General features: G+C 72.7%; 19 protein-coding genes. 11 read left to right on the forward strand and 8 right to left on the reverse strand.

The annotated features are described in order from the left end of the window. Positions 1–417: 417 nt before the first annotated feature. Positions 418–2823 carry an ATP-binding domain-containing protein gene (locus AB0I21_RS51685; protein ID WP_360572493.1) on the forward strand — a complete coding sequence of 802 codons (2406 nt, stop codon included), beginning with the start codon at positions 418–420 and terminating at the stop codon, positions 2821–2823. An 89-nt stretch (positions 2824–2912) separates the two neighbouring features. Here AB0I21_RS51685 and AB0I21_RS51690 read toward each other — a convergent pair whose 3' ends face one another. Then, a complete protein-coding gene (locus tag AB0I21_RS51690) occupies positions 2913–3581 on the reverse strand; it encodes a class I SAM-dependent methyltransferase (RefSeq protein WP_360572534.1) in 669 nt (222 codons plus the stop codon). Then, entirely contained in the window at positions 3581–4231 is a 651-nt protein-coding gene (locus AB0I21_RS51695; RefSeq protein WP_360572495.1) for a response regulator transcription factor, read from the reverse strand. Before AB0I21_RS51695 ends, AB0I21_RS51690 begins: the two co-directional genes overlap by 1 nt. Positions 4232–4272: 41 nt before the next feature. Between AB0I21_RS51695 and AB0I21_RS51700 the strand changes: the two genes are divergently transcribed. Further along, positions 4273–6063 (forward strand): histidine kinase, encoded by a 1791-nt coding sequence (locus tag AB0I21_RS51700; protein WP_360572497.1) that lies wholly within the window; start codon positions 4273–4275, stop codon positions 6061–6063. On the opposite strand, the gene AB0I21_RS51705 is transcribed toward AB0I21_RS51700, so the two are convergent. Further along, positions 6050–6754 carry a TioE family transcriptional regulator gene (locus AB0I21_RS51705; protein WP_360572498.1) on the reverse strand — a complete coding sequence of 235 codons (705 nt, stop codon included), beginning with the start codon at positions 6752–6754 and terminating at the stop codon, positions 6050–6052. The two genes, AB0I21_RS51700 and AB0I21_RS51705, sit on opposite strands and share 14 nt — an antisense overlap. A gap of 53 nt (positions 6755–6807) precedes the next feature. On the opposite strand from AB0I21_RS51705, the gene AB0I21_RS51710 reads away from it, so the two are divergent. Beyond that, complete coding sequence (locus tag AB0I21_RS51710; protein ID WP_360572500.1) at positions 6808–8001, forward strand: erythromycin esterase family protein; 1194 nt, start codon at positions 6808–6810, stop codon at positions 7999–8001. 294 nt (positions 8002–8295) lie between these two features. On the opposite strand, the gene AB0I21_RS51715 is transcribed toward AB0I21_RS51710, so the two are convergent. After that, positions 8296–9111 carry a transglutaminase domain-containing protein gene (locus AB0I21_RS51715; protein ID WP_360572502.1) on the reverse strand — a complete coding sequence of 272 codons (816 nt, stop codon included), beginning with the start codon at positions 9109–9111 and terminating at the stop codon, positions 8296–8298. A 342-nt stretch (positions 9112–9453) separates the two neighbouring features. Between AB0I21_RS51715 and AB0I21_RS51720 the strand changes: the two genes are divergently transcribed. From AB0I21_RS51720 to AB0I21_RS51750, 7 genes are all read left to right on the forward strand, one after another. After that, positions 9454–9714 (forward strand): hypothetical protein, encoded by a 261-nt coding sequence (locus AB0I21_RS51720; RefSeq protein WP_344504863.1) that lies wholly within the window; start codon positions 9454–9456, stop codon positions 9712–9714. Between the two features lie 5 nt (positions 9715–9719). Continuing rightward, a complete protein-coding gene (locus tag AB0I21_RS51725) occupies positions 9720–10112 on the forward strand; it encodes a hypothetical protein (RefSeq protein WP_360572504.1) in 393 nt (130 codons plus the stop codon). A 95-nt stretch (positions 10113–10207) separates the two neighbouring features. Then, positions 10208–11029: a hypothetical protein gene (locus AB0I21_RS51730; protein WP_360572506.1), complete on the forward strand. Its 822-nt coding sequence runs from the start codon at positions 10208–10210 to the stop codon at positions 11027–11029. A 324-nt stretch (positions 11030–11353) separates the two neighbouring features. Continuing rightward, positions 11354–12034, forward strand: a complete 681-nt coding sequence (locus AB0I21_RS51735; RefSeq protein WP_360572508.1) for a helix-turn-helix domain-containing protein — start codon at positions 11354–11356, stop codon at positions 12032–12034. Next, positions 12027–13244, forward strand: a complete 1218-nt coding sequence (locus AB0I21_RS51740) for an MFS transporter (RefSeq protein ID WP_360572510.1) — start codon at positions 12027–12029, stop codon at positions 13242–13244. The genes AB0I21_RS51735 and AB0I21_RS51740 overlap by 8 nt, the downstream gene beginning before the upstream one ends. 72 nt (positions 13245–13316) lie before the next feature. Next, positions 13317–14879, forward strand: coding sequence for a murein biosynthesis integral membrane protein MurJ (gene murJ, locus AB0I21_RS51745; protein ID WP_360572536.1), 1563 nt, complete (start codon positions 13317–13319; stop codon positions 14877–14879). Between the two features lie 167 nt (positions 14880–15046). Then, positions 15047–16000, forward strand: coding sequence for a 1-acyl-sn-glycerol-3-phosphate acyltransferase (locus AB0I21_RS51750; RefSeq protein ID WP_360572512.1), 954 nt, complete (start codon positions 15047–15049; stop codon positions 15998–16000). On the opposite strand, the gene AB0I21_RS51755 is transcribed toward AB0I21_RS51750, so the two are convergent. Next, on the reverse strand, positions 15957–16520 hold the full coding sequence (locus AB0I21_RS51755) for a GNAT family N-acetyltransferase (protein WP_360572514.1): 564 nt from the start codon (positions 16518–16520) through the stop codon (positions 15957–15959). The two genes, AB0I21_RS51750 and AB0I21_RS51755, sit on opposite strands and share 44 nt — an antisense overlap. Positions 16521–16638: 118 nt before the next feature. Here AB0I21_RS51755 and AB0I21_RS51760 point away from each other — a divergent pair, with 118 nt between their 5' ends. After that, complete coding sequence (locus AB0I21_RS51760) at positions 16639–18585, forward strand: bifunctional diguanylate cyclase/phosphodiesterase (RefSeq protein ID WP_360572516.1); 1947 nt, start codon at positions 16639–16641, stop codon at positions 18583–18585. Between the two features lie 70 nt (positions 18586–18655). Here AB0I21_RS51760 and AB0I21_RS51765 read toward each other — a convergent pair whose 3' ends face one another. From AB0I21_RS51765 to grpE, 3 genes are read right to left on the reverse strand one after another with little or no spacing between them, the layout of a single operon-like run. Next, positions 18656–19363, reverse strand: a complete 708-nt coding sequence (locus AB0I21_RS51765) for a hypothetical protein (RefSeq protein WP_360572518.1) — start codon at positions 19361–19363, stop codon at positions 18656–18658. Between the two features lie 12 nt (positions 19364–19375). Continuing rightward, positions 19376–21295 (reverse strand): dynamin family protein, encoded by a 1920-nt coding sequence (locus tag AB0I21_RS51770; protein ID WP_360572520.1) that lies wholly within the window; start codon positions 21293–21295, stop codon positions 19376–19378. After that, complete coding sequence (gene grpE, locus AB0I21_RS51775; protein WP_360572522.1) at positions 21292–22095, reverse strand: nucleotide exchange factor GrpE; 804 nt, start codon at positions 22093–22095, stop codon at positions 21292–21294. Before grpE ends, AB0I21_RS51770 begins: the two co-directional genes overlap by 4 nt. Positions 22096–22114 lie beyond the last annotated feature (19 nt).

Raw genomic sequence — 22114 nt, forward strand, 5'->3', positions numbered from 1 at the left:
CCAAACATAGTATTATTTATATTTATTTTTATTCGACATAACACATATTTATGTAGATGTTTGGGTGTTCGTCGCCCGCGCGCGCGCCCCCCCCCCCCCACAGCTCAGTGGCCGGTGCGGCGATTGCCGGCAATACGGTAATCAGTAACCGGCGCGGCGGCGGCAGCCCGCCGAAGCGGCGGCGCAGCGGGGTCGGTCGGAGCCGGCCAGATCTGGTCCGACTTGGCCAGGGTGGCGGTACGCACGACAAGCCGGCGCGGGCAGGCGCCACTGGAACGCAGGCGCTACAGTAGATCGTTCGGGCAACAAAAAAGGCGCCCTCGGGCGCCTGACTGATGGAAACGTTAGCCGACTGGAGACGGGTTGTCAAACGCATCCGACGCATCCGAGCTCGCGATTGAGCAAGCGCATCTCACGATGCTGTACGGGCACCTCGACACGCTGCGGGAGGAAGCGTCCACGCAGCTGCAACGGGCGCTGCTGCAGACCGGGGGCACGCCGGCGGACCGCTCGCACCGCGACTCGGCGACCGCGCGGTACACCGACCGCCTCGCCCAGTACACCGCCGTGGAGAACGGCCTGTGCTTCGGCCGCCTCGACTTCGACCGCAGCGACGCCACCGACCGCGGCAAGGCCGGCAGCGACAAGGACGGCAAGGCAGGCAGCCCCGGCAGCCCCGGCAACGCCGGCAACGCCGACGGCGGTCCTGACGGCGGCGCCGCGAAGAACACCGAGGTCCGCTACATCGGCCGGATCGGCATCTTCGACGAGGACAACGACTACGAGCCGCTGCTCATCGACTGGCGGGCACCGGCGTCACGACCCTTCTACCTGGCCACCGCCGCCGCACCCGAAGGGGTCAGGCGGCGCCGCCACATCCGCACCGAACAACGCACCGTCACCGGCGTCGACGACGAGGTCCTCGACCTCGACGAGGCGCACCACACCGGCCGCGGCGCACACGACGGCGTGGCGGGGGAGGCGGCGCTGCTGTCGGCGCTGAACGCGTCCCGTACCGGCCGGATGAAAGACATCGTCGAGACGATCCAGGCCGAACAGGACCACGTCATCCGCGCGGACCTCAACGGGGTCCTGGTCGTGCAGGGCGGCCCCGGCACCGGCAAGACCGCCGTGGCGCTGCACCGCGCCGCGTACCTGCTGTACACGCACCGGCAGATGCTGTCGTCGCGGGTCGTGCTGATCGTCGGACCGAACCCGACGTTCCTGCGGTACATCAGCCAGGTCCTGCCATCGCTCGCCGAGACCGGCGTGCTGCTCGGCACGATGGGCGACCTGTTCCCCGGCGTCGTCGCGCACGCCGACGAACCGGCGACGATCACGGAGATCAAGGGCCGCGCCGAGATGGTCGACGTGCTCGCCGCCGCGGTGCACGACCGGCAGCGGGTCCCGGACGAGCCGATCGCGATCCGCCTCGACATCCTCGACGGCGCGCCGGTCATGCTCGACCCGGAGGTCATCGCCGACGCCCGCGAAAGGGCGCGCCGCTCCGGCAAGCTGCACAACCTGGCCCGGCCCGTGTTCGACACCGAGATCATCCACGCGTTGTCGCTGCTGGTCGCCGACACCATCGGCATCGACCCGTACGCCGACGACCCCCTCGGCGGCGACGACACCCCCGGCGACCCGCAGATCCTCGACGAGGCCGACCTCGCCGAGATCCGCCGGGAGCTGCGCGGCGAGGCCGAGGTCCTCGGGGCCCTCGACTGGCTGTGGCCGATCCTCACCCCGCAGCAACTGGTTGCCGGATTGTTCGCATCAGAAATCCGGTTAACCGCCGCCGGCGCGCCGCTCGAGCTACGGCGCAGCGCCAGAGCGGCATGGGCCCCCGCGGACGTGCCGCTGCTCGACGAGGCCGCGGAACTGCTCGGCGAGGACGACACGATCCGCGAGATCATCGCCGAACGGCAACGCAAACGGCAGATCGCCTACGCCGAAGGCGCCCTGGAGATCGCGTTCGGGTCCCGGTCCATCGACGTCGAGGACGAGGACGACCCGGAGCTGCTGTCCGTCACCGACCTGCTCGAGGCCGACCGGCTCGCCGACCGGCAGGACGAAGGCTCCGCGCTCACCCCCGCCGAACGCGCCGCCGCGGACCGCAAGTGGGCGTTCGGGCACGTGATCGTCGACGAGGCGCAGGAGCTGTCGCCGATGGCGTGGCGGCTGCTGATGCGCCGCTGCCCGTCCAGGTCGATGACGGTCGTCGGTGACGTCGCCCAGACCGGCGACCTCGGCGGCGCCGCGTCGTGGGCGTCGGCCCTGGACCCGTACGTGCCGGGCCGGTGGCGGCTGCGGGAGCTCACCGTCAACTACCGCACCCCGGCGGAGATCATGGCGGTCGCCGCGGGTGTCCTCGCCGGCATCGACCCGGACCTGGAGCCACCCAGGTCGGTCCGGGAGGCCGGCGTCGACCCGTGGGTCCGCGGTGTCGCACCCGCCCGGCTGCCCGACGCCCTCGCCGAGGCCGCGACCACGGAAGCGGTCGAGGCCGGCGACGGCCGGCTCGGCATCATCCTCCCCGCCGGGACGTTCGCGGACCTGGTGCCGGCGGTGCTGAAGGTCCTCCCCGACGCCGCGGTCGGCGACGAACCCGAGCTCGCCGCGAAGGTCGTCGTCCTCACCGTCAAACAGGCGAAAGGTCTGGAGTTCGACGGCGTCATCGTCGTCGACCCCGACCGGATCGTGGAGGAGTCCCCGCGCGGCGCCAACGACCTGTACGTGGCGCTGACCCGCGCCACCCAACGGCTCGGCGTGCTGCACCCGGGCGTCCTGCCCGAATCGCTGCTCGCGGTGGTCGGCATCTAACCGGGAAAGAAACGCGGGAAAGAAACGCGGTGGGAGCGTGTTGGGTCGGACTCCAGCACGCTCACCGAACCGGCGCCGGCTCCGGATGCCTAGTCCGTTGCCGACCTGCCCGTGAGCGTAGCAACCCCCCGGATGAACCCTTCGCCGGTGGGGTCCACCTGTGCAGTCCACCCCAGTTTCGACAGGTCGGCAGCGAGCCCGGCGGCGTCATGGAAGAGTTTCACGACCTCGTGCTCGCTGCCGTCCCGCAGCCGGCGCAGCACCGTGTCCCTGCCGCCGGGCGCCACCCGCTCCGTCACCCGCTCCGCGGTGCCGGTGTCGACGAACACGACCCGCCCGCCGGGCCGGACCGCGTCGGCGACCGCCGACCAGAACCCGGCGAACCGCTGCGGCGGCACGTGCGACAGCCAGAACGCGAAGAACACCGTGTCGTACCGACGCCGCGGCCGCCACCGGAACAGGTCCGCCTGCTCGAACGTCGCGGTGAGGCCCTCATCGCGCAGCCGCCGCCGCGCGATGTCGAGCATCTCCGGCGCCCCGTCGACCGCCGTCAACCGCGCCGCCCGCCCGGCGAGCCGCACGGTCCACTGCCCGGTCCCGCACGCCAGCTCCAGGACGTCACCACCGACCGGCAACTCGTCCAGCACCCCGGTCAGTGCGCTGAACGACCGCTGCCCGTACACCTCGTCGTACTCCGGCGCCCGCGCCCGGTAGTACGCCAGCTGCCCGTCCAGCAGCGGATCCAGCCCGTCCCGCATTACCACGCCCGCAAATACGACAACACCGCTCGCACCCGTCGATTGTCCTGCGGACTGTCCTCGATCGCGAGCCGGTCGAAGATCCGCTGGATGTGGGTGCCGACCGTCTTCGGCGACAACGTCAGCCGCTGCGCGATGCCCCGGTCGGTCAGCCCCTCCGCCATCAGCGCCAGCACGTCCCGCTCCCGCTCCGACAGCACCCGCAACGCCGCCGGCACCGCCGGTCTGCGCAGCATCGCCTCGACCAGGCTGCCGTCCACGACGACCTCCCCGTCGTGGACCCGCCGCACCGCGTCCCGCAACGCCGACCGGTCAAGCACCCGGTCCTTCAGCAGATACCCGACGTGGGTGCGCCCGTCGTCGAGCAGCTCCATCGCGTACGCCACCTCCACGTACTGCGACAGCACCAGCACCGCCGTCCCCGGGTACTCCCGCCGGATCCGCACCGCCGCCCGGATCCCCTCGTCGGTGTGCGACGGCGGCATCCGGATGTCGACCACCGCCACGTCCGGCCGCTCCGCGGCGACCAGCCGGAACAACGCCTCCGCGTGCTCCGCCTCGCCGACGACGTCCGCGCCCACCGCCAGCAGCTGGGTCAGCCCCGCCCGGATGATGAGGTTGTCGTCCGCCACGACCACGCGAAGGCTCACCGAGCCAGGATCGCATCACCCGTCGATGCGATAGTTCAGACATGCTGAGCCGGCTCGCTCCGTCGGCGCGGGCCGCCTGGATCACCGGCGCCGCCGCCACCGTCGCTCTCGCCGCCGCCCAACCCGTGACCTTCCACCTCGGCCTGTACGGCGCCGACAACCGGCCCGTCACCGTCACCAGCCTCACCGTCATCACCGCCGGCCGCACCGTCGTCGCCGTCGGAGGGCTCGTCGCATGGGCCCGCCGGCCCGACAGCGCCACCGGACCGCTCCTGGTCGCGTGGACCCTGGTCAGCCTCAGCGCCGGCCTCGGCCTGCACGCCAGCGGCGCGCTGCTCGTCTGGTCCTACCTCAGCGGGATCATCAGCCGGGTCGTGTACGCCTACGCGCTGCTCACGTACCCCGACGGCCGCCCGGAAACGGTGGGGGAGCGCCGCTACCTGCGGGCCATCGCCGCGGCCCCGCTGCTCTGGCTCGGCTATGCCGCCGTCACCCCGTCCGCCGGGATCGACGCCGTCACCTGCCGGCGCACCGGATGCCCCGCGAACCCGCTGCTGCTGCACGAGTCCGCCACCGCGTCGCGGGCCTTCTGGGCCGCGCAGTTCGTGGCCGCACTCACCGCCGCGGTCTGGCTGCTCGCGCTGCTGTTCCGCCGGTACCGCCGGATGTCCGCCTCCCGCCGCCGCGCCAGCGCGCCCGTGCTGTGGGCCGCCGCCGCCCCCGTCGTCGTGTTCATGACCGGGGTCCTGCTCGACACGTGGAAGGCCCCGACCGGATGGCTCTACTGGGCCGACCACCTCACCATCTACACGGTGCCCCTCGCCATGATCGTCGGGCTGCTCGCGTCCCGGCTCGCCCGCGCCGACGTCGCCGCGCTCCTCGTCCGGCTCCGCTCAGCACCCGTCGACGACCTGCGACCAGGCCTCGCGCAGCTCCTCGGCGACAGCGACGTCCAGATCGCCATCCCACTGTCCACCGGCGACGACGCCCGCTTCGTCGACCCTGCGGGCCGGCCCGTCACCGTGCCCGCCGCGCCCGGCCTCGCCCGCACCGACATCGGCGGCGGTGTCCTGCTCCTGCACCACCCCACGACCCGCACCGAGGACCCCGCCCTGTTCGACGCCGCCGTCGCCGCGGCCCGCCTCACCCTCGACAACGTCCGCCTCGCCGCGCAGGTCCGCGCCCAGCTCGCCGAGGTCGACGCCTCCCGCGAACGGCTCGTCCGCACCGGCGACGAGGAACGCCGCCGCCTGGAACGCGACCTGCACGACGGCGCCCAGCAGCGCCTCATCGGCCTCGGCATGGCCCTGCGGTCCGCCCGCGACGCCGTCGAGGACACCAGCCCCGCCGCCGCGCTGCTCGACGACGCCACCGACCAGCTGCGGCAGTCGCTCACCGAGCTGCGCGACCTGGCCCGCGGGCTGCGCCCCGCCCTCCTCGCCGAACGCGGCCTCGTCACCGCCGTGCAGACCCTGCTGCTCACCGTCCCGGCCCGCGTCACCCTCACCGGTGACCTGCCGGGCCGCCCCGACCCCGCGACCGAGACCGCCGCGTTCTTCGTCGTCGCCGAGGCCCTGCAGAACCTCACCCGCCACGCACCTGACGCCGACGCCACCGTTACCCTGCACGCCGCCGCCGGCCGCCTCACCGTGACGGTCACCGACGACGGCCCCGGCGGCGCCGACCCCCGCCGCGGCACCGGCCTGCGCGGCATCGCCGACCGCGTCGCCGCTGCCGGCGGGCACCTCGACGTCACCAGCGTCCCTGGGCACGGCACCACGATCAACGCGGACCTGCCCATGCACCGCCACGGCCCTGTTACCGCTCCCTGAGCCGCAGGTACGCGTCCAACGCCGCCGCACCCGCCAGCATCGCCCGGCTCCGGCCCGTCAGCCGCGCCCGCCAGTCACCGAGCATCGCCTCCAGCGACTCGACGCTCCCCGCCGACCGTACCTGCGCGATCACCGGCGCGACCTGCCGCAACAGGTACCCGCCCCGCCGCAGCTGGTGCGCCAGCAGCGCGTCCCGCACATCCGCGGCGCTGTACACGCGAAATCCCGTCCTCGGGTCCCGGCCCGGCTGCACGACACCGGCCCGCTCCCACTTGCGCAACGTCGCCGGCCGCACCCCGAGCCGCCGCGACAACGGCCCCACGAACGTGTCACCGCGCCCCTGCGGCACCGGCCGCAGATCCTGCAGCGCCGCCTCGACCGCCTGCACCGTCCGCCGGTCCTCCAGCAGCTGTGCGTGCCCCTCGTCGACGATCCGCAACGCGTCGTCGACCGCATCCCGGTGCACCGCCCGCAGGATCTCCGTCGCCGCCTGATGCCCGTGCCCCGGCACCAGCGCCACGAACGCGTCCAACGCCGCCGCGTGCAGCGTCGTGTACCTGCGGTATCCGCTGTCCGTCCGCTCCGCGTCAGGCAGGATCCCGGCGGCCTCATAGTTACGGATCGCCTGCGTCGACAGCCCATGCGCCCGGGCCAGGTCAACCGGTCTTTGAAACTTTTCCGGCACGGTCACCGTCTCCACCGGGCTTCAGGTTCAACTGTAGATGCAACGATACCGTTGACGTAATGACCTACCCCGTGTCCGCCGCGTCCGTCCGCCGTCTCCTGCCGGCACCGCCGCGGGTCCTCGCTCTCGGCGAACCCACCCACGGCGAGGACGTCCTCCTCGACGTCCGCAACGACCTGTTCCGGGACCTCGCCACCACGTCGCCGTTCCGGACCATCGCCCTGGAAACCGACTGCCTGAAGGCCCTCGTCGTCGACGACTACGTCACCACCGGCGCCGGCACCCTCGACGACGCCATGAGCAGCGGCTTCAGCCACGGATGGGGCGCCGCCACCCCGAACCGTGACCTCGTGCGCTGGATCCGCGCCCACAACGCCGACCTGCCGCCGTCCCAGCACCTGCACTTCGCCGGCCTCGACGGCCCCCTGGAGCTCACCACCGGCCCGGCCGCCCCGCACCAGGCTGTCACGGCACTCCATGCGGCGTTGGCGGCGTCGGTACCGCCGGAGCTCCTGCCATCCACGGACCTCCTCGACGAGGTGCTCGGCCCCGAGGACCGCTGGACGGACCCGGCCGCGCTGCTCGACCCGTCCCGGTCCATCGGCCAGACCCCGGCCGCCGCCAGGCTCCGCCTGCTCTGCGACGACATGGTGGCGCTCCTGGACACCCACGCCCCGGCGTTCCCTTCCCGCACCGACCTGGACCGGGCGGCCCTGTACGCGCGCACCGCCACCGGCCTGCTGCGCTACCACCACTGGATGGCCGACCAGACCCCCGCCCGCATGCCCCGCCTCGTCGGCCTCCGCGCCGCCATGATGGCCGCGAACCTTCTCGCCCTCACCGGCCGCGGCCCCGCCCTCGTCCACGCCCACAACCTCCACCTGCAACGCCACCAGTCGACGATGCGCCTCGGCGACCAGCACCTGACGTGGTGGAGCACCGGCGCGCTCGCCGCCACCCACCTCGGCTCCGGCTACGCGTTCCTCGCCACCGCCCTCGGCACCATTCACCACCACGGCGTCCACACCCCACCCCCCGACACCATCGAAGGGCATCTCTATCGCTTGCCGCCGGACCGCTGCCTGGCCGACCCGCACACCCTGGCCGTGGAATTCAGCGACACACCACCGGCCGCTCGTGTGTCGCCGTGGTTCGGCTACTTCCCGCTCGACCCCGCCCACCTGACCGGCCCGTCCGCCCCCGACGGCATCGTCTTCATCAGGGACTCACCACCGGCCGGCCCGGGGGAGTGAGCCGGCGGGGGAGCGCACCACCCGTGTCGGGTCTCCGGCATCGGGACTTCTCCCGATGCCGTCCACTTTCCACGATGGTTCCCTGAACCCGTGCCACCCCGGCGTCCGCCAAACCCACTGCAGCCGCCGGGGGGAGACCCGGACCCCTTCAGGCGACCAACCCAGACCCATCGTTGCCCCGCCGTCGCCGCGGCGGGGCAACGATGCCACACCCCGTCACGCACCTCGCGCCGAGGCCTTCGCTCGCCAGCCCGTCCGCCGCGGATCGCCGGCGCGCGGTGGAGCCTGCCTCGCCTACCGCACGAGCGCCTCCGGAACCCGCAGGTCCTCGTGCGCGTACAGGGCCATGACCTCGGCGGGGTCGTCGGCGCGGGTCACGTCGGCGATGCGGTCCATCAGCTCGTCGTAGTCGGCGCCGGTCTCACCCCGGTACGCGGCCTCCATCCGCCCCCACTCGTCCCACGGCAGCAGCTCGAGCTTGTTGAGCGCGGCGAGGTCCCGCACCGCGTTGCCCTGGATCTCCGCGGGACCGAAGTTCTCGGTGCCGCCCACACCGAACTGTTTCGCGTCGATTCGGCCCGCCCGCCACGCCGTCCACGCCTCACCGCCGGTCAGGAACAGCCCTTCGTCGAGGTCCTCGGGGTGCGGCAGCACGGTCCCGCCGACGATCTCCGAGTCGGTGCGGACCCACCGCCCGTCCCGGTGGTGCTCGACGACCCAGTGGTCCAGGCCGAGACCCTCCTGGAAGTACGTCGCGAACCCGCACCTCGCCCGCGCCGGGATCCCGCGCAGCCGCAGCAGCGCCACCGTCAGCACCGTGAAGTGCCGGCAGGTGCCGACCACCCGCCGGTCGGCGGCGCGTGGCACGTGCAGCGGGTCACCGTCCAGGCGCAGTAACGCGTGGACGATCCGGTCGGCGTGCCGGAGCTGGTTGTCGTCGAACCGTTCGCCGGGCAGCGCGAGGCCGCCGGTCTCGTTGGGGTGCACGATCAGGGTGTGCGCGAGCCTGCAGATGCCGTCGGCGTCACCGGGCACCCCGGCGAGCGCGTCACCCGGCACGGCGGCCAGGTCGGTGAGTGGTCCCGCAGTGCGGTAGTCGATCCCCGTCATGCCCAGGACCCTACCGGCCGGGTACGACAGAACTCAGGTTGACATAATGTCGATTATCGAACATTTAGGAGACGGGGACGGAACCCACGGGATGTGTCCAGAGTGTGGCTCGCAGTTTCGGGCGTGGTTGGCGAACGCGGTGAAGCTCACCTGCCGAGCGGAGAACCGAGCGCTCAACGCTGCCGAGCACGGACGACAAGCAGCGGACGGTGGAGACGCGTGTCACGGAACGTGCATGGATACCGGACGGATGTGCCAGATCGACGCAGGTGGGCATGGATGTCCCTCGCATGGGTGACGCGACGCTAGGTGATCGGCGTATGCAGCCGGTACCGTGTACGTATGCGTGAGGTGCGCAAGGAGCGGGTCACGGTGACGATGCCCGCCGATGAGGCCGCTGCGGTGCGGCGGTTCGTGGACGCGGGTGGCGCGGAGTCGGTGTCGGCGTATGTCGCCGAGGCGGTCCGGGGCCGGCTGGCGCGGGACCGGGCGCTCATGGCGCTGAACGAGCTGTATGCGCGGCGTGGGGTGCGCATGGCACCGGAGCACCACGCGTGGGCGCGTGAGGTGCTGGGGGTGGCACCCGCCGGGCCGGTGTCGTGACAGCGGTGGGCGGCCGCATCCTGGACAGCTCGGCGATCCTGGGGTTCGTGGCCGGCACGCCGTACAGTTCGGCGATCGTGTGGCATGCGGTGGATCAGGGTGTCGTGCTGGCGGTGCCGGCGGCGGCGCTCGCGGAGGCGTGGGCGCAGACGTCCCCGAAGGACTACGACGTGCTCAAGGTCCTGCTCAGCCTGCCGGTGGTGGTCGTCGACGACCTGACCGCCGCGGATGCCGTGGACAGCGGCGCGTTGTTCTCCGGTGAGGGCGGTCCCGCTCTGGTCGCCGCCGCGCATGTGGTACGCCGTGCGCAGGCCCGACCGGGCTGGGCGATCGTCACGGACCGGCCGGAGCTGCTGCGGACCCTGGACCCGCACGCGGAGATCGACGAGCTGCCCTGATCGCATGATCCATGTCGTACGGTGTGTCGCGTTCGAAAATGTCGTACCTGACTGATAGAACGTTCCCGTACACATGTTCGACTGAGGAGGGTGCGATGGTAGCCGCGCGGACCGCGGCCGGAGGCTTGTCGACGGTGGAGCTGGAGCAGATCCGGGACACCCTCGCGGCCGGCCGGAAGCCGAAGGTGGTGTTCACGGAGGCTGCCGGCCAGATCGCCGGGCAGCTCGGGCAGGTCGTGCAGCTGACCGACCCGGAATTGTCCGAGGAGTGGGTGGTGGTCCGGTTCGGCCGTGACGAGCTGCCCTTCTCCCCCGCCGACCTGAAGATCGCTCCGAAGGCGGCGCCGGCGCGTCGCACCCCGATCGTTCCCGCCCCTCGTGAGGAGAGCTCCGTGTCCGCGCCCGCCGTCGAGCAGCCCACCGACTCCGCCCTGCCCGGCCCCGACGCCCAGGCCGACCCGGCACCCGCCACCACAGAGGCGGGCGGCGCGACCGACGGCGACGGCGTCAAGGACACCGCGGCGAAGGACACCGGCAAAGACGCGGGCAAGGACAGCGCGAAGGACCGGGAGCCCGTGGAGAAGTCCTCGGGCGTGCCGGCACCGAGGGCGACACCGGCGAAGAAGGCCGCGCCGAAGCCGAAGGCGCCGGCGGGGCTGACGGTCACGTTGGCGTATGCGGACGGCGAGTGGACCGTGGCCGCCAACCAGGGCGCGAAGTCCCTCGCGAAGCCGTATGTCATCAAGGCCAGCGAGGCGCTCAAGATGGTCGGCATGCTCGACGTCCCCGGCGTGCATGAGGCGGTCGAGGAGATCGTGTCCGCCGCCCGTGCCGAGGCCGAGTCCCAGGCGGAGCGGCTGCGTGCGGAGCTGGCGGAGATCGAGGCCCGTCTGGCCGAGCTCCGCGAGGCGGAGTAGCGCCGAGCCCCGGACTTCCGGGGATTGATCAGTGCCCGGCCGGCCGGGCAGAACATCTTCGCGCCGAGCGCCTGATGGACGGGCACGTCAACCATCAGGCGCTCGGCGCGAAGTTCGCAGGTCTCAGGTCGGGCCGGAAGCCGCTCACGTTGACGGGTGTTGACGCTCGCGCCGTGGATCGGGTTGCCTCGTCCGCCGACAGGGCTGAGCTGCACGAACCGCCGCACCGCAGCAGCCTTGTACCCGGACTCCCCCGGCTCCGCCACGTACACAGCTTGCAAAGAAAGTTTTGCAAAGGATTCTTTGCAGGCATAGTCTCGGCGTATGGTCGATCCCGCGGACCTTCCTGTCGCGTCGCCGGGGTACGTGCCCGAGCCGGGCGCGCTCAAAGCGCTGGTCCACCCGCTGCGGCTGCAGCTGCTCGAGGCGCTCAGCGTCCGCGGCCAGGCCACCGCCACGCAGCTCGCGGCGGAGCTCGGTGAGAGCAGCGGCGCCACCAGCTATCACCTGCGTCAGCTGGCCCGGCACGGGTTCATCGAGGAGGTGGCCGGTGCCGGCACCGGCGCTGAGCGGTGGTGGCGTCCGGTCACCGGCGGATGGACGATGCCCGCCAGCGTGCAACGGGCACCCAGCGGCATTGCCGCGACGGCCGGCACCGTCATCGCGACCCTGCTGGAGGCGTCGCACCGCCGGCTCATGGAGTTCTACCGGACGCTGTCGCAGTGGCCGCTGCCGTGGCAACGGGCCGTGAGCCGCCAGCAGGCGCACCTGGAGCTGACCCCGGAGCAGCTGCGGGCGCTGTCGTTCGAGGTCGAGGCGGTGGTCGACCGGTTCCGGCAGCTGCCGCCCGGTCCGGACACCCGCCGGGTCCGTGTCGAGTTCGTCGCCTTCCCCGTCGGTGAACCCCGCGAACCCGGCGAACCTGATGAATCCGGCAAGCCGGACGCTGGCAGAGACAATGATGGCGATGGCGACGGGCCTGACAGGGCAGCCGGCGATGGGTAGCCTCAGCAGCCGTTACTGGCGGCTGTTCGGTGCCAGTGCCACGTCGAACCTCGCCGACGGCATCGGCCGGGCCGCGCTCCCGCTGCTCGCCGCGACCTTCACCCGCGACCCGGTCCTGATCTCCGGGGTGTACTCGCTGGCGTTCCTGCCCTGGCTGGTGTTCGCGCTGCCGGCCGGGGCGCTCGTCGACCGCGGTGACCGCCGCCGCGCGATGGTGGTCGCCAACCTCGGGCGGGCGGGCGTCGTCGGCGTCGTCGCGGCCGCCGCCGGCACCGGGCACGCGTCGGTCCCGCTGCTGTACGCGGCGGTGTTCACGCTGGGTGCCGCCGAAACCGTGTACGACAGCGCGGCGAACGCCCTGCTGCCCCAGCTCGTCGGGCCCGGGCAGCTCGACCGCGGCAACAGCTGGCTGGTGACCGCCGAGACCGTGGGGCAGCTGTTCCTGGGCGCGCCGGTCGGGGCGTTGCTGTTCGCCGTGGCGGTCGCGGCGCCGCTGGCGGTCAACGCCACCGGGTTCGCGCTCTGTGCACTGATCATGCTCACCGTGCCCGGCTCGTTCCGGCCGCAGCTCGCGCCGACCGGCTCGCTGCGCGCCGACATGCGCGACGGGCTGCGATGGATGCTGCGCCATCCGCTGCTGCGTGGACTCACCGTGCTGTTCGGGTTCACCGCGGCGTTCCAGGCCATGTCGATGTCGGTGCTGGTGCTGTTCGCCCTCGACGTGCTGCAGGTCGGCAGCCGCGGGTACGGGCTGCTCCTGCTCGCCGGTGGCGTCGGCGGGCTGCTCGGCGGGCTCGCCGCACCGTACGCCGGTCGCCTGCTCGGCCGCACGGGCACGCTGAGCGCGGTGGCGCTGTGCACCCCACCGGCCGTCGTCGGGATGGGCCTGACCAGCGACGCCGTGTCCGCGTTCGCGTTGTTCCTCGTCACCGCGTGCCTGGTCATGATCGGTAACGTGCTGACGATGTCGCTGCGGCAGACCCTCATCCCCGAGGAGCTCTTCGGTCGCGTCCAGGGGGTCTGGCGTACCGCCGTGTGGGGCGGTATCCCGGTCGGTGGGTTCGCCGGTGGCGTGCTCGCCGACGCCACCGACGTGCCGACCGTCTTCGTCGTCGCCGGCCTCGGCTATCTCGCCACCGGCGTCGCCGTCACCGCCCTGCTGTTGCGTCACCGGGCGCTCACCGCCGCTGCCGCGCCGGCCGGGGGCTGAAACGCGGCACGGTGGTGCGCTATGAAGAGCGGTATGGCGCACGGGGGTTCGGTCGGGCGGGCGGGGCGCGGGATGGCGGTGGCGACGTTGGTGTCGCGGGTCGCCGGGTTCGTGCGGCTGGTGGTGCTGGCGTCCGCGCTGGGGCTGGGCAGCCGGCTGCTGGACGGGTACAACGTGGCGAACACGCTGCCGAACGCCGTCTACGAGCTGGTGGTCGGCGGTGCGATGGCCAGCGTGGTGGTGCCGTTGCTCGCGAGGGCGGCGGTCACCGAGCCCGACGACGGGGTCGTGTACGCGCAGCGGCTGCTGACGTTGCTGTTCTACGTGCTGGCGGCGGTGACGGTCGCGGCGATGGTGTCGGCGCCGTGGCTGGTGCGGGTGTACGCGCCGGGGTTCGCCGATGAGGAGCTCGCGCTGGCGGTCGTGTTCAGCCGGTTCTTCCTGCCGCAGATCCTGTTCTACGGCGTCAGCGCCACCGCCGGTGCGGTCCTCAACATCCGGGGACGGTTCGCCGCGCCGATGTGGGCGCCGCTGGCGAACAGCGTCATCGTGATCGCGGTCAGCGTCGTGTACCTGCTGATCGGGGGCGGCACGAGCATCGACGCGTTGACCGGGCCGCAGCTGCTGGTGCTGGCGGTCGGCACGACCGGCGGGGTGGTCGGTCAGACGGCGCTGGTGGTGTGGGCGCTGGCGCGGAGCGGGTTCGTGCTGCGGCCGCGGCTGGATCCGCGGGGCATCGGCATCCGGCGGATCGGGCGGCTCGGCGGTTGGGTGCTCGTGTCGGTCGTCGCGGCGCAGGTCCTGATCGTGGCGGCGACGCGGGTGGCGTCGATCGGCGGGCCGGGTGGGATCAGCGCGTACCAGAACGCGTTCGCGGTGTTCCAGATGCCGTTCGCGGTGGTCGCCGTGTCGGTGATGACCGCGATCCTGCCCAGGCTCAGCCGTCACGCGGTGCGGCGGGACCACTCGCGGATGACCGAGGACCTGTCCCGGGCGGTGCGGCTCGCCGTGGTGGCGCTCGCTCCGGTCGCGGCGGCGATGCTCGTGCTCGGCCCGCAGCTCGCCACGCTGCTGTTCGCGCACGGGCGCAGCGCACCTCCGGCGGTCGCGCTGCTGGGTGCGGTGGTGGCGGCGTTCGGGGTGGCGCTGGTGCCGTTCACCGGTTACATGATCCTGCAGCGGGGCTTCTACGCGCTGCAGGACACCAGGACCCCGGCGCTGATCACCGCCGGGGTGACGGTCGTCGGGGTCGGCGGCTGCTTCGCCGCGGCGTGGGTGCTGCCGCGTGCGGACATCGTCGTCGGGGTGCCGCTGGCGTACGCGGTGGCGTACACGGCGGGTCTCGTCGCGGCGGCCGCGGTCCTGCGGCGCCGGTTGGGGCGGATCGACGGCCGGCGGCTGGTCAGCACGCACGTGCGGGTCGGGGTCGCGGCCGGGCTGGCCGGTGGTTGCGCCGCGGTGGCGGTGCTCGTGTGTACGCCGCTGGTCACGCCCGGGTTCGGTGCGGCTCTCGTCACGTCCGCCGCGGCAGGTGTCGTCGGCGTTGTCGTGTACGTCGTGGCCGGCCGTATGATGCGCCTCACCGAGCTGCGGCAGCTCGTGTTCGTCGCCCTGGCCGGCATCCGGACCAGCTGAGGATTGCCGACTACCGGATTGCCGGTAATCGCTTGCCGGTTGGCTGTTGCCCGTCACTGGGCCGCCGGCCGGATGGAAGGGCCGCTGGAAGGACCGGCGGTGGGATGTGCGTGGTGGCAGGGGTGACGCTACCGTTCCCTGGTTCAGTTCGGAGTGACGGTGGCGGGATGACAGACGTGGAGCAGGGTGCGGCGGTCGGACACGGTACTGCCGGCGGCGAGGTGAGCCTCTCCCCCGCCGCGGTCGGCGGCGCCGGGGGCTCCTTGGTGGACGCGGGTCCGGACCTACCCGGAGCAGCGCCCACGGTTGGAGAACAGGCGGACGTCCGGGCGGCACAGGTGCCCGCAGCGGCGCCGGCGGCCGGCGACCCGTGGCGGGTGCCGCGGTTGTGGCGGTTTCTGCTGGTCCTGGCCAGGGAGGTGGTGCGGCCGGTCGCGCGGATGCGGGTGACCGGGGACGTGCCGGCGGAGCTGCGCGGCGGGCCGGTGGTGTTCGCGGTGAACCACATCGGGCCGTTCGACCCGGTGGCGATGAGCGCGGCGTGCCGGGTGGCGAGGTTGGCGCCCCGGCTGATGGCGACGGGTGGGTTGTTCCGGGCGCCGGTGGTGGGGTCGATGATGCGGGCGGCCGGGCACATCCGGATCAACCGGCGGCAGGCGGACGTCGGCAACGCCGTCGACGTGGTCGCCGACGCGCTCGCGGTGGGGTCGCATGTGCTCGGGTACCCGGAGGGGCGGATCACCCTCGACCCGGGGATGTGGCCGGAGCGGGGGAAGACGGGGATGGCGCGGATCGCGTTGCGGACCGGAGTGCCGGTGGTGCCGGTCGCGCAGTGGGGTGCGCACGAGGTGGCGGCGTGGGGCGGGTTCGGGCCGACGGTGCGGACGTTGGGGCGGTCGCTGCTGCGCCGGCCGGTGGTGCGGGTGCATTTCGGTGCTCCGGTCGACCTGTCGGACCTGGACCCGGCGGTGCCGGGGGCGGCGCAGCGGGCCACGGACCGGATCATCGACGCGATCACCGCGGAGCTCGTCAAGCTCCGGGTGGACGAGCCGCGCCTGCCGCGGTACGTGGACCCGGTCAGGCCGTTGTCGACGCAGCGCCGGCACCGTCCGGCCCGGTGACGGCCGACGAAACGGTGGCTGCAGGCGAGACGGCGACTGGGGGCGAGACGATACCGGCAGGCCGCAGCATGTAGACGTCGATCGGGTCGGCGGCGGTGACGGTGAAGCCGTGCCGCTCGTAGAGGCGGCGGGCGGCGCTGCCCTGCAGGACGTTGAGCCGCACCGGCAGCCCGCCGGCGTCGGCGCGGTCCAGTTGCGTCCGCAGCACCGCGGAGCCGATCCCGTGGCCGTGCAGGTCGGGCCGCAGGTAAAAGTGCTCCAGCCACAGCTCCCCCGCCGCCGGGCGCAGCGCGACACAGCCCGCGACGGCACCGGCGACCTCGATCACCGTCGTGTGCCGCGGCGTGAACGAGCCGAGCAGCCGCTCCCGGACCCGCACCGGGTCGTACCGGCCGAGCCGGGTCAGGTCGGGGCGCAGGACGACGGCGCGGAGCTCGGCGATCGTGATGGCGTCGCCGACGCGGGCGGGCCGCAGCGTCCAAAGGGTCGGCGTCCAAAGGGTCGGCGTCGAAGGGGCCACGGCCGGCAGTATCGCAACCGGACCGCTCCCACGAACCGCTCCCCCGCTCCCCTGCCCCCGCCGACGTGGACACGACAGCCCGGTTTCGGCGGGGACGCACGGCAGCAGGGGGCAGCGGATGCAGGCGTCGGCGCGTACCCGCAGGCGGTGGCGGCTCGCGATCGGTGGGGTGATCGTGGTGCTGCTGTCGGTGGCCGCGTTGTGCGTGGTGGGGGTCGGCAGGACCCGGCACGCGGCGGAGACGGTCGCCCGGTCGACGGCGTTGTCCGACGCGTACGCGCGGGCGAACAAGGCGATCGCCGAAGAGGAGTCCCTGGAGCGCAAATACCGGCTGGACCGCGGCGACGCGGTCCGGGCGCGGCACGCGATGGCGGGGGCGGCGTTGCACGCGGCGTTGAAGGATGTGGAGGCGCGTGGCGGGGCGCCGGACCGGGACCTGGCGCTGCGGCTGCGGCACGTCCACGACGAGTACGGGTACGCGGTGCTGCGGGTGTTCGCCGCGGTCGACAACGGCGACCTGGCCGAGGCCGCGCGGATCAACAACGACGACGTGGACCGGATCTTCTACCAGTTGAGCGCGGAGATCCAGGCGGCCGCGGACCTGCACGCGAGCCGCGCGGACGCGGCGATCGCGGAGCTGCGCCGGGTGGAGGCGCTGGTGTTCGGTGGGCTGCTGACCGCTGTCGGTGTCGGTGCGGTGCTGCTGATCGGTCTGGGGCTGCTGGTGGTGCGGTACCAGAACGCGATGATGGCGCAGGCGGACCGGCACGAGCACGCGGCCCGGCATGACGCGTTGACGGGGTTGCCGAACCGGACCCTGTACACGGAGCGGCTCGAGGCGGCGATGCGGGCCCGGGACGCGGTGCTGTCGGTGCTGCTGCTGGACCTGGACCGGTTCAAGGAGGTCAACGACACGCTCGGCCACCAGTACGGCGATGAGCTGCTGGTGCAGGTCGCAGCCCGGTTGACGGGCGAGGTGCGGGCCGGGGACACGGTCGCGCGGTTGTCCGGGGACGAGTTCGCGGTGCTGCTGCCGGGCGCTGACGTCGACCGGGCGCGGGCCCTCGCGGGCAGGTTGCAGGAGCGGCTGCATCAGAGTTTCGTGTTGCGGGACGTGACGGTGGACGTGGAGGCGTCGATCGGGATCGCGGTGCGGCAGCCGGACGCCGGCACGGCGGAGGCCGCGGATGAGCTGCTGCGGGCCGCGGACGTCGCCATGTACGCGGCGAAGGACACGAAGAACGGTGCCGTGGTGTACGAGCCGGCGACGACGGCGGCTCCGCCGAGCCGGTTGCTGCTGCTCGGGGATCTGCGCCGGGCGCTCGCCGAGGCGGAGGAGCTGGTGCTGTATTACCAGCCGAAGGTGGCGCTCGCGTCCGGGGAGCTGTGCGGGGTGGAGGCGCTCGTGCGGTGGCATCACCCGACCCGGGGGCTGGTCGCGCCGGCTGAGTTCGTGCCGATGGCGGAGAACACGGGCCTGATCAACCTGTTGACGACGCATGTGCTGGGCCGGGCGGTGGCGCAGGCGTCGGCGTGGCGGGCTGCGGGGTGGACGGTGCCGGTGGCGGTGAACCTGTCGCCGCGGTGCCTGACGGACCCGACGTTGCGGGACCGGGTCGAGGGGCTGCTGGCCGAGCACCGGTTGCCGGCGCAGCTGCTGCGGCTGGAGGTGACGGAGAGCGCGGTGATGGCGAACCCGGCGCTGGCCACGGCGACGCTGCGGGGGCTGCACCGGCTCGGGGTCCGGTTGTCGATCGATGACTACGGCACCGGGTATTCGTCGATGGCGTACCTGAAGCAGCTGCCGGTCGACGAGTTGAAGATCGACCGGTCGTTCGTGGTGCACCTGTCGGGTGCGGACGACGACGACGCGGTCCTGGTCCGTTCCGCGGTGGATCTGGGGCACAACCTGGGGATGACGGTGGTCGCGGAGGGTGTGGAGCACGCGGTGCAGGTGGAGGCGCTGCGCCGGCTCGGGTGTGACATCGCGCAGGGCTACCACTACGCGCGGCCGGAGCCGGCCGATCATCTGCGGCCGTGGCTGCAGCCGGCCCCGGCCCGCTGAGCAGAAGGCCGCGAAGCCGGCGAAGGCCCGCCACGACAACTGTGGCGGGCCTGAACCGAAACCCCCTGGGCTACGTGTGCGGGGCCCAGAACCCGGCGAGGGAGCTGGTGGCCGGGTCGTCGGACGCCAGCAGCGGCGCCCACGGGTCCGCGCCCGCCGGGACGTCCGCGCCGTCGTACGCGGCCAGGTCGGCCGGGCTCGCCGGGTCCGCGGTCACCGCCGGGTCGAACGCGGCCGCCGTGTGGTCGGGGCCGCCGAGGACGTCGGCGTCGGTCCACGGGAACCCGTCGACGGGTTCGGGTGGGCTGTCCAGGTGCAGCTCCTCCGGGAACGTGTGCCCGGGCCAGCCGTCGGTGTCGCCGTGCAGGTCGGGGTCGCTGCCGAACGGCTCCGCCCCGCCGTCCACGTCCGTGTCGACGGTGTGTTCGGTGTGCTGGTCGGCGAGGGGTTCGAACTCGGCGTGCTGGTTCGGGTCACCGTCCGCGTCCTCGAAGTGCGCGTCCGATGTGTCCGAGGTCTCGTGGTGGACGGACTGGTCGTAGTCGTCGGCGGCGTGTTCGGTGCCGAGCGGCTCCTCCAGGTCGTCGGCGCCGTGGCTGTCGTGCCCGTCGCCGAGCGCGGTGTAGTCGTCGTGCCCGTCGAACCCGGCGTCGCCGAACGCGTGCCCGTCGCCGAACCCCTGTTCGAACGCGCCGTCGGTGTGGCCGCCGCCGAGGTCGGCGGTGTCACCGGTGTCCGGTTCGTCCCCGGACTCCGACCATTCCCAGTGCCCGTCCATGATCCAACCCCCTTACGCTTCGGCCGGTGCGTCGGCCGCGTCCGCGGGTGCGTTCGGCGCCAGTGCCCGTACCCGCACGAGGACCTCGTCAACCTGTTTGATGCGGGCTCGCAGGCCTTCCCGTTCCGTGTTCAGTGCCGCCTTGCGCTTCGCCCGCTCCGCCTTGTCCTCCGCGAGGGACTTGTCGATGTTGGCGATGTGCGCGTCGAGCTGCTTGAGCCGCCGTTCGATCGCCTCGTCGAGGGCGAGGGTCAGCGCGTACTGCAGGTCGGTGAACCGGTGCATGATCTCGTCGGACAGCGCGGCCCGGGCCTCGCCGAGGACCTCCCGCAGCCAGGTGCGGGTCTGCTGCTTGTCGGTCATGCTCTTCCGCTTGAAGATCATGTACGCGCCGGCGGCGAGACCGAGACCGATGCCGATGACGGGGATGACGAGCCCGGCGCCGGCGACGCCGGCGAGACCGATCGCGCCGGCACCCGCCATCGCGCCCCGGCCCGCCATCATCGCCATACCCGCGGACGACATGACGACCATCGCGCCGTCCCCGCCGCCGCCGTCGCGGCGGGGCTTGGTGCCCAGGGCGTGCCGCAGCTTCGCGTTGAGCTGCCGCAGCACGTGCTGCAGCTCGTTGGGGTGGAACACCTGCGCGAGGACCCGCTCACCGACCTTCCGGAACCGGAACTCCAGGTCGTGGGACAGCCGCACCGACAGCGCGTACAGCGCCTTGTCGACCTCCGCGGGCAGTTCGCTGATGTCGCCGCGCCCACCCTTGTCGATCTTCTCCATGAACTGTTCCTGCAGCTGCGTCATGTACGAGCGCAGCCTGGTGGTCGCCTCGACGCGGGCCCGCTGCGTCTCGGTGGACAGGGCGAGGGACCACTGCCGGGACTCGGTGCGTTTGCGGGTCGCGACCTGCGCGCGTTCCTCCTTGGCCCGTTCGGCGTCCTTCGGGTCCGGGTCGGTCGCCTTCATCCGGTCGCCGAGCTCCTGGTCGATGCGGATGTACTCCGACCGCACGGACCGCAGCACGTTCGCCTGCTGCAGCAGGTGTCCCTTCTTCGCCAGGTCGATCAGCGCGTGCTGCAGCTCCGCGATCCGCGACTCGCGGATCAGCTCCCCCGCGGACTCCTTCGGCAGTGTCATCGCCAGCTCGGCGAGCCTCGCGGACACGGGGAACCACGGCGCGGCCCCGAACCGGGGCGCGTGCGTCTGCAGCTGCCCCTTGTTGTCGGCGAGGATCGTGCGCCACCCCGGGTACGCGTCGACCTTCGTCAACGCGAACAGCACGAAGTTGACCTTCTTGCTGGCCTCGATGAGGAAGTTCATCTCCGGTTTGGAGAACGGTGAGGACGAGTCGACGACGAACAGCAGCGCGGTGGCGCGTTCGACGGCGTCCATCGCGACCTCGGCGTGCATCGAGTCCAGGCCGCCGGTGCCGGGCGTGTCGGTCAGCGTCAGGTACTGCAGCAGCGGCGCCGAGTGGTGCACCTCGATCCGCCGGGGCGGGCGCATCCCGTCGGGGAGCCGCCCGAGGACGGTGCCCCAGTCACGCAGGTCGCTGAGGTTGATCGGGATCGGGTCCTCCCGGCCCGGCACGTACGCGCGGGCGCCGTGCTGCGGGTTGTGGGTGAACTCCAGGTAGGAGGCGGTGGCGACGGCCGCGTCGACCGGCGACAGGTTCGGCACCCCCATCAGCATGTTCGTGAGGCTGCTCTTGCCACGTTTCGTCTCGCCGACCACGACGATACGGGGGCGTTGCACGTCCCGGCGGCGTTCGGTGTCGACGTCCGCGGCCGCGTCCGGGTCGATCTTGCGCAGGTAGGCGAGGGACCCGTCGACGCCGGCCTTCAACAGCTTGCCGAGCGCCGCCTCCGGGCTCGGTGGTTTCGGCTTGCCGTTCGCGGGAGGCGCCGCGTTCTCGGTCGACGTCATCGTGGCTGCTCCCTGTGCTGGTTGTTCTGCGGGACGGTCGGGTGGGCGCCGGTCGGCCCGCCCGGGTTGCGAGGCGCCTGGTACACGGTGACGATCGGGGCGCGCAGCACCCGCCCGTCGCGGTCCAGGTAGCCGGGGACCTCGACGGCGGCGATCGACCCGATCAGCGCCGGGTCGGTGCTGGGGGCGGCGCCGCCGGCTTCGTGGTGCGCCGGGTCGAACCGGACCCCGGTCGGCTCCAGGGTGGTAACGCCGGCCTCCTTCAGGGCGGCGCCGAGCCGGTCGCCGAGCGCTTTGGACGTGACCCGGTCCCGGACGTAGATGCACGCCTGCACCAGCGCCCGCCGGTCGTGCTCGGCGGGTCCGCCACCGTTGTGGCCGGCGGTGACGGGGACCTGCACCTGCCGGGGGCCGCGGGCGGACAGCAGCAGGAGCAGCAGCAGCGCCGCGCCGACGAGCAACGCCCCGACGAACGCGGTCGCCGCCGCGGTCACCCCGAACGTCTCCCGGGTCGTGCACGCCGGGGTCGCCGCCTGCGCGACCTGCGCGGCCTGGGTCGCCGGCTGCTGCTTCGGCGGCGCTTCGGGGGCGCCACCGCCGCCGATGGAGTCACCGATGCCGGCGCCGCCGTTCGCGGTCGTCGGCGCCGGCGGCGGCGCGGTCGTGGCGGCCGTCTGCGCCGGCACCGCCGGGCAGTCGGGGCCGCCGCTGAGCAGACCGGTCGCGACGCCGGTGAGCACGGCGACGATCAGGGCAACAGCCACGGCGACGAGACGCAGGCTGTTGTTGGACGAGAGCATTCCCGGCTCCTGGGGGTAG

The organism is Dactylosporangium sp. NPDC050588 (assembly GCF_040654975.1).
Lineage (GTDB): Bacteria > Actinomycetota > Actinomycetes > Mycobacteriales > Micromonosporaceae > Dactylosporangium > Dactylosporangium maewongense.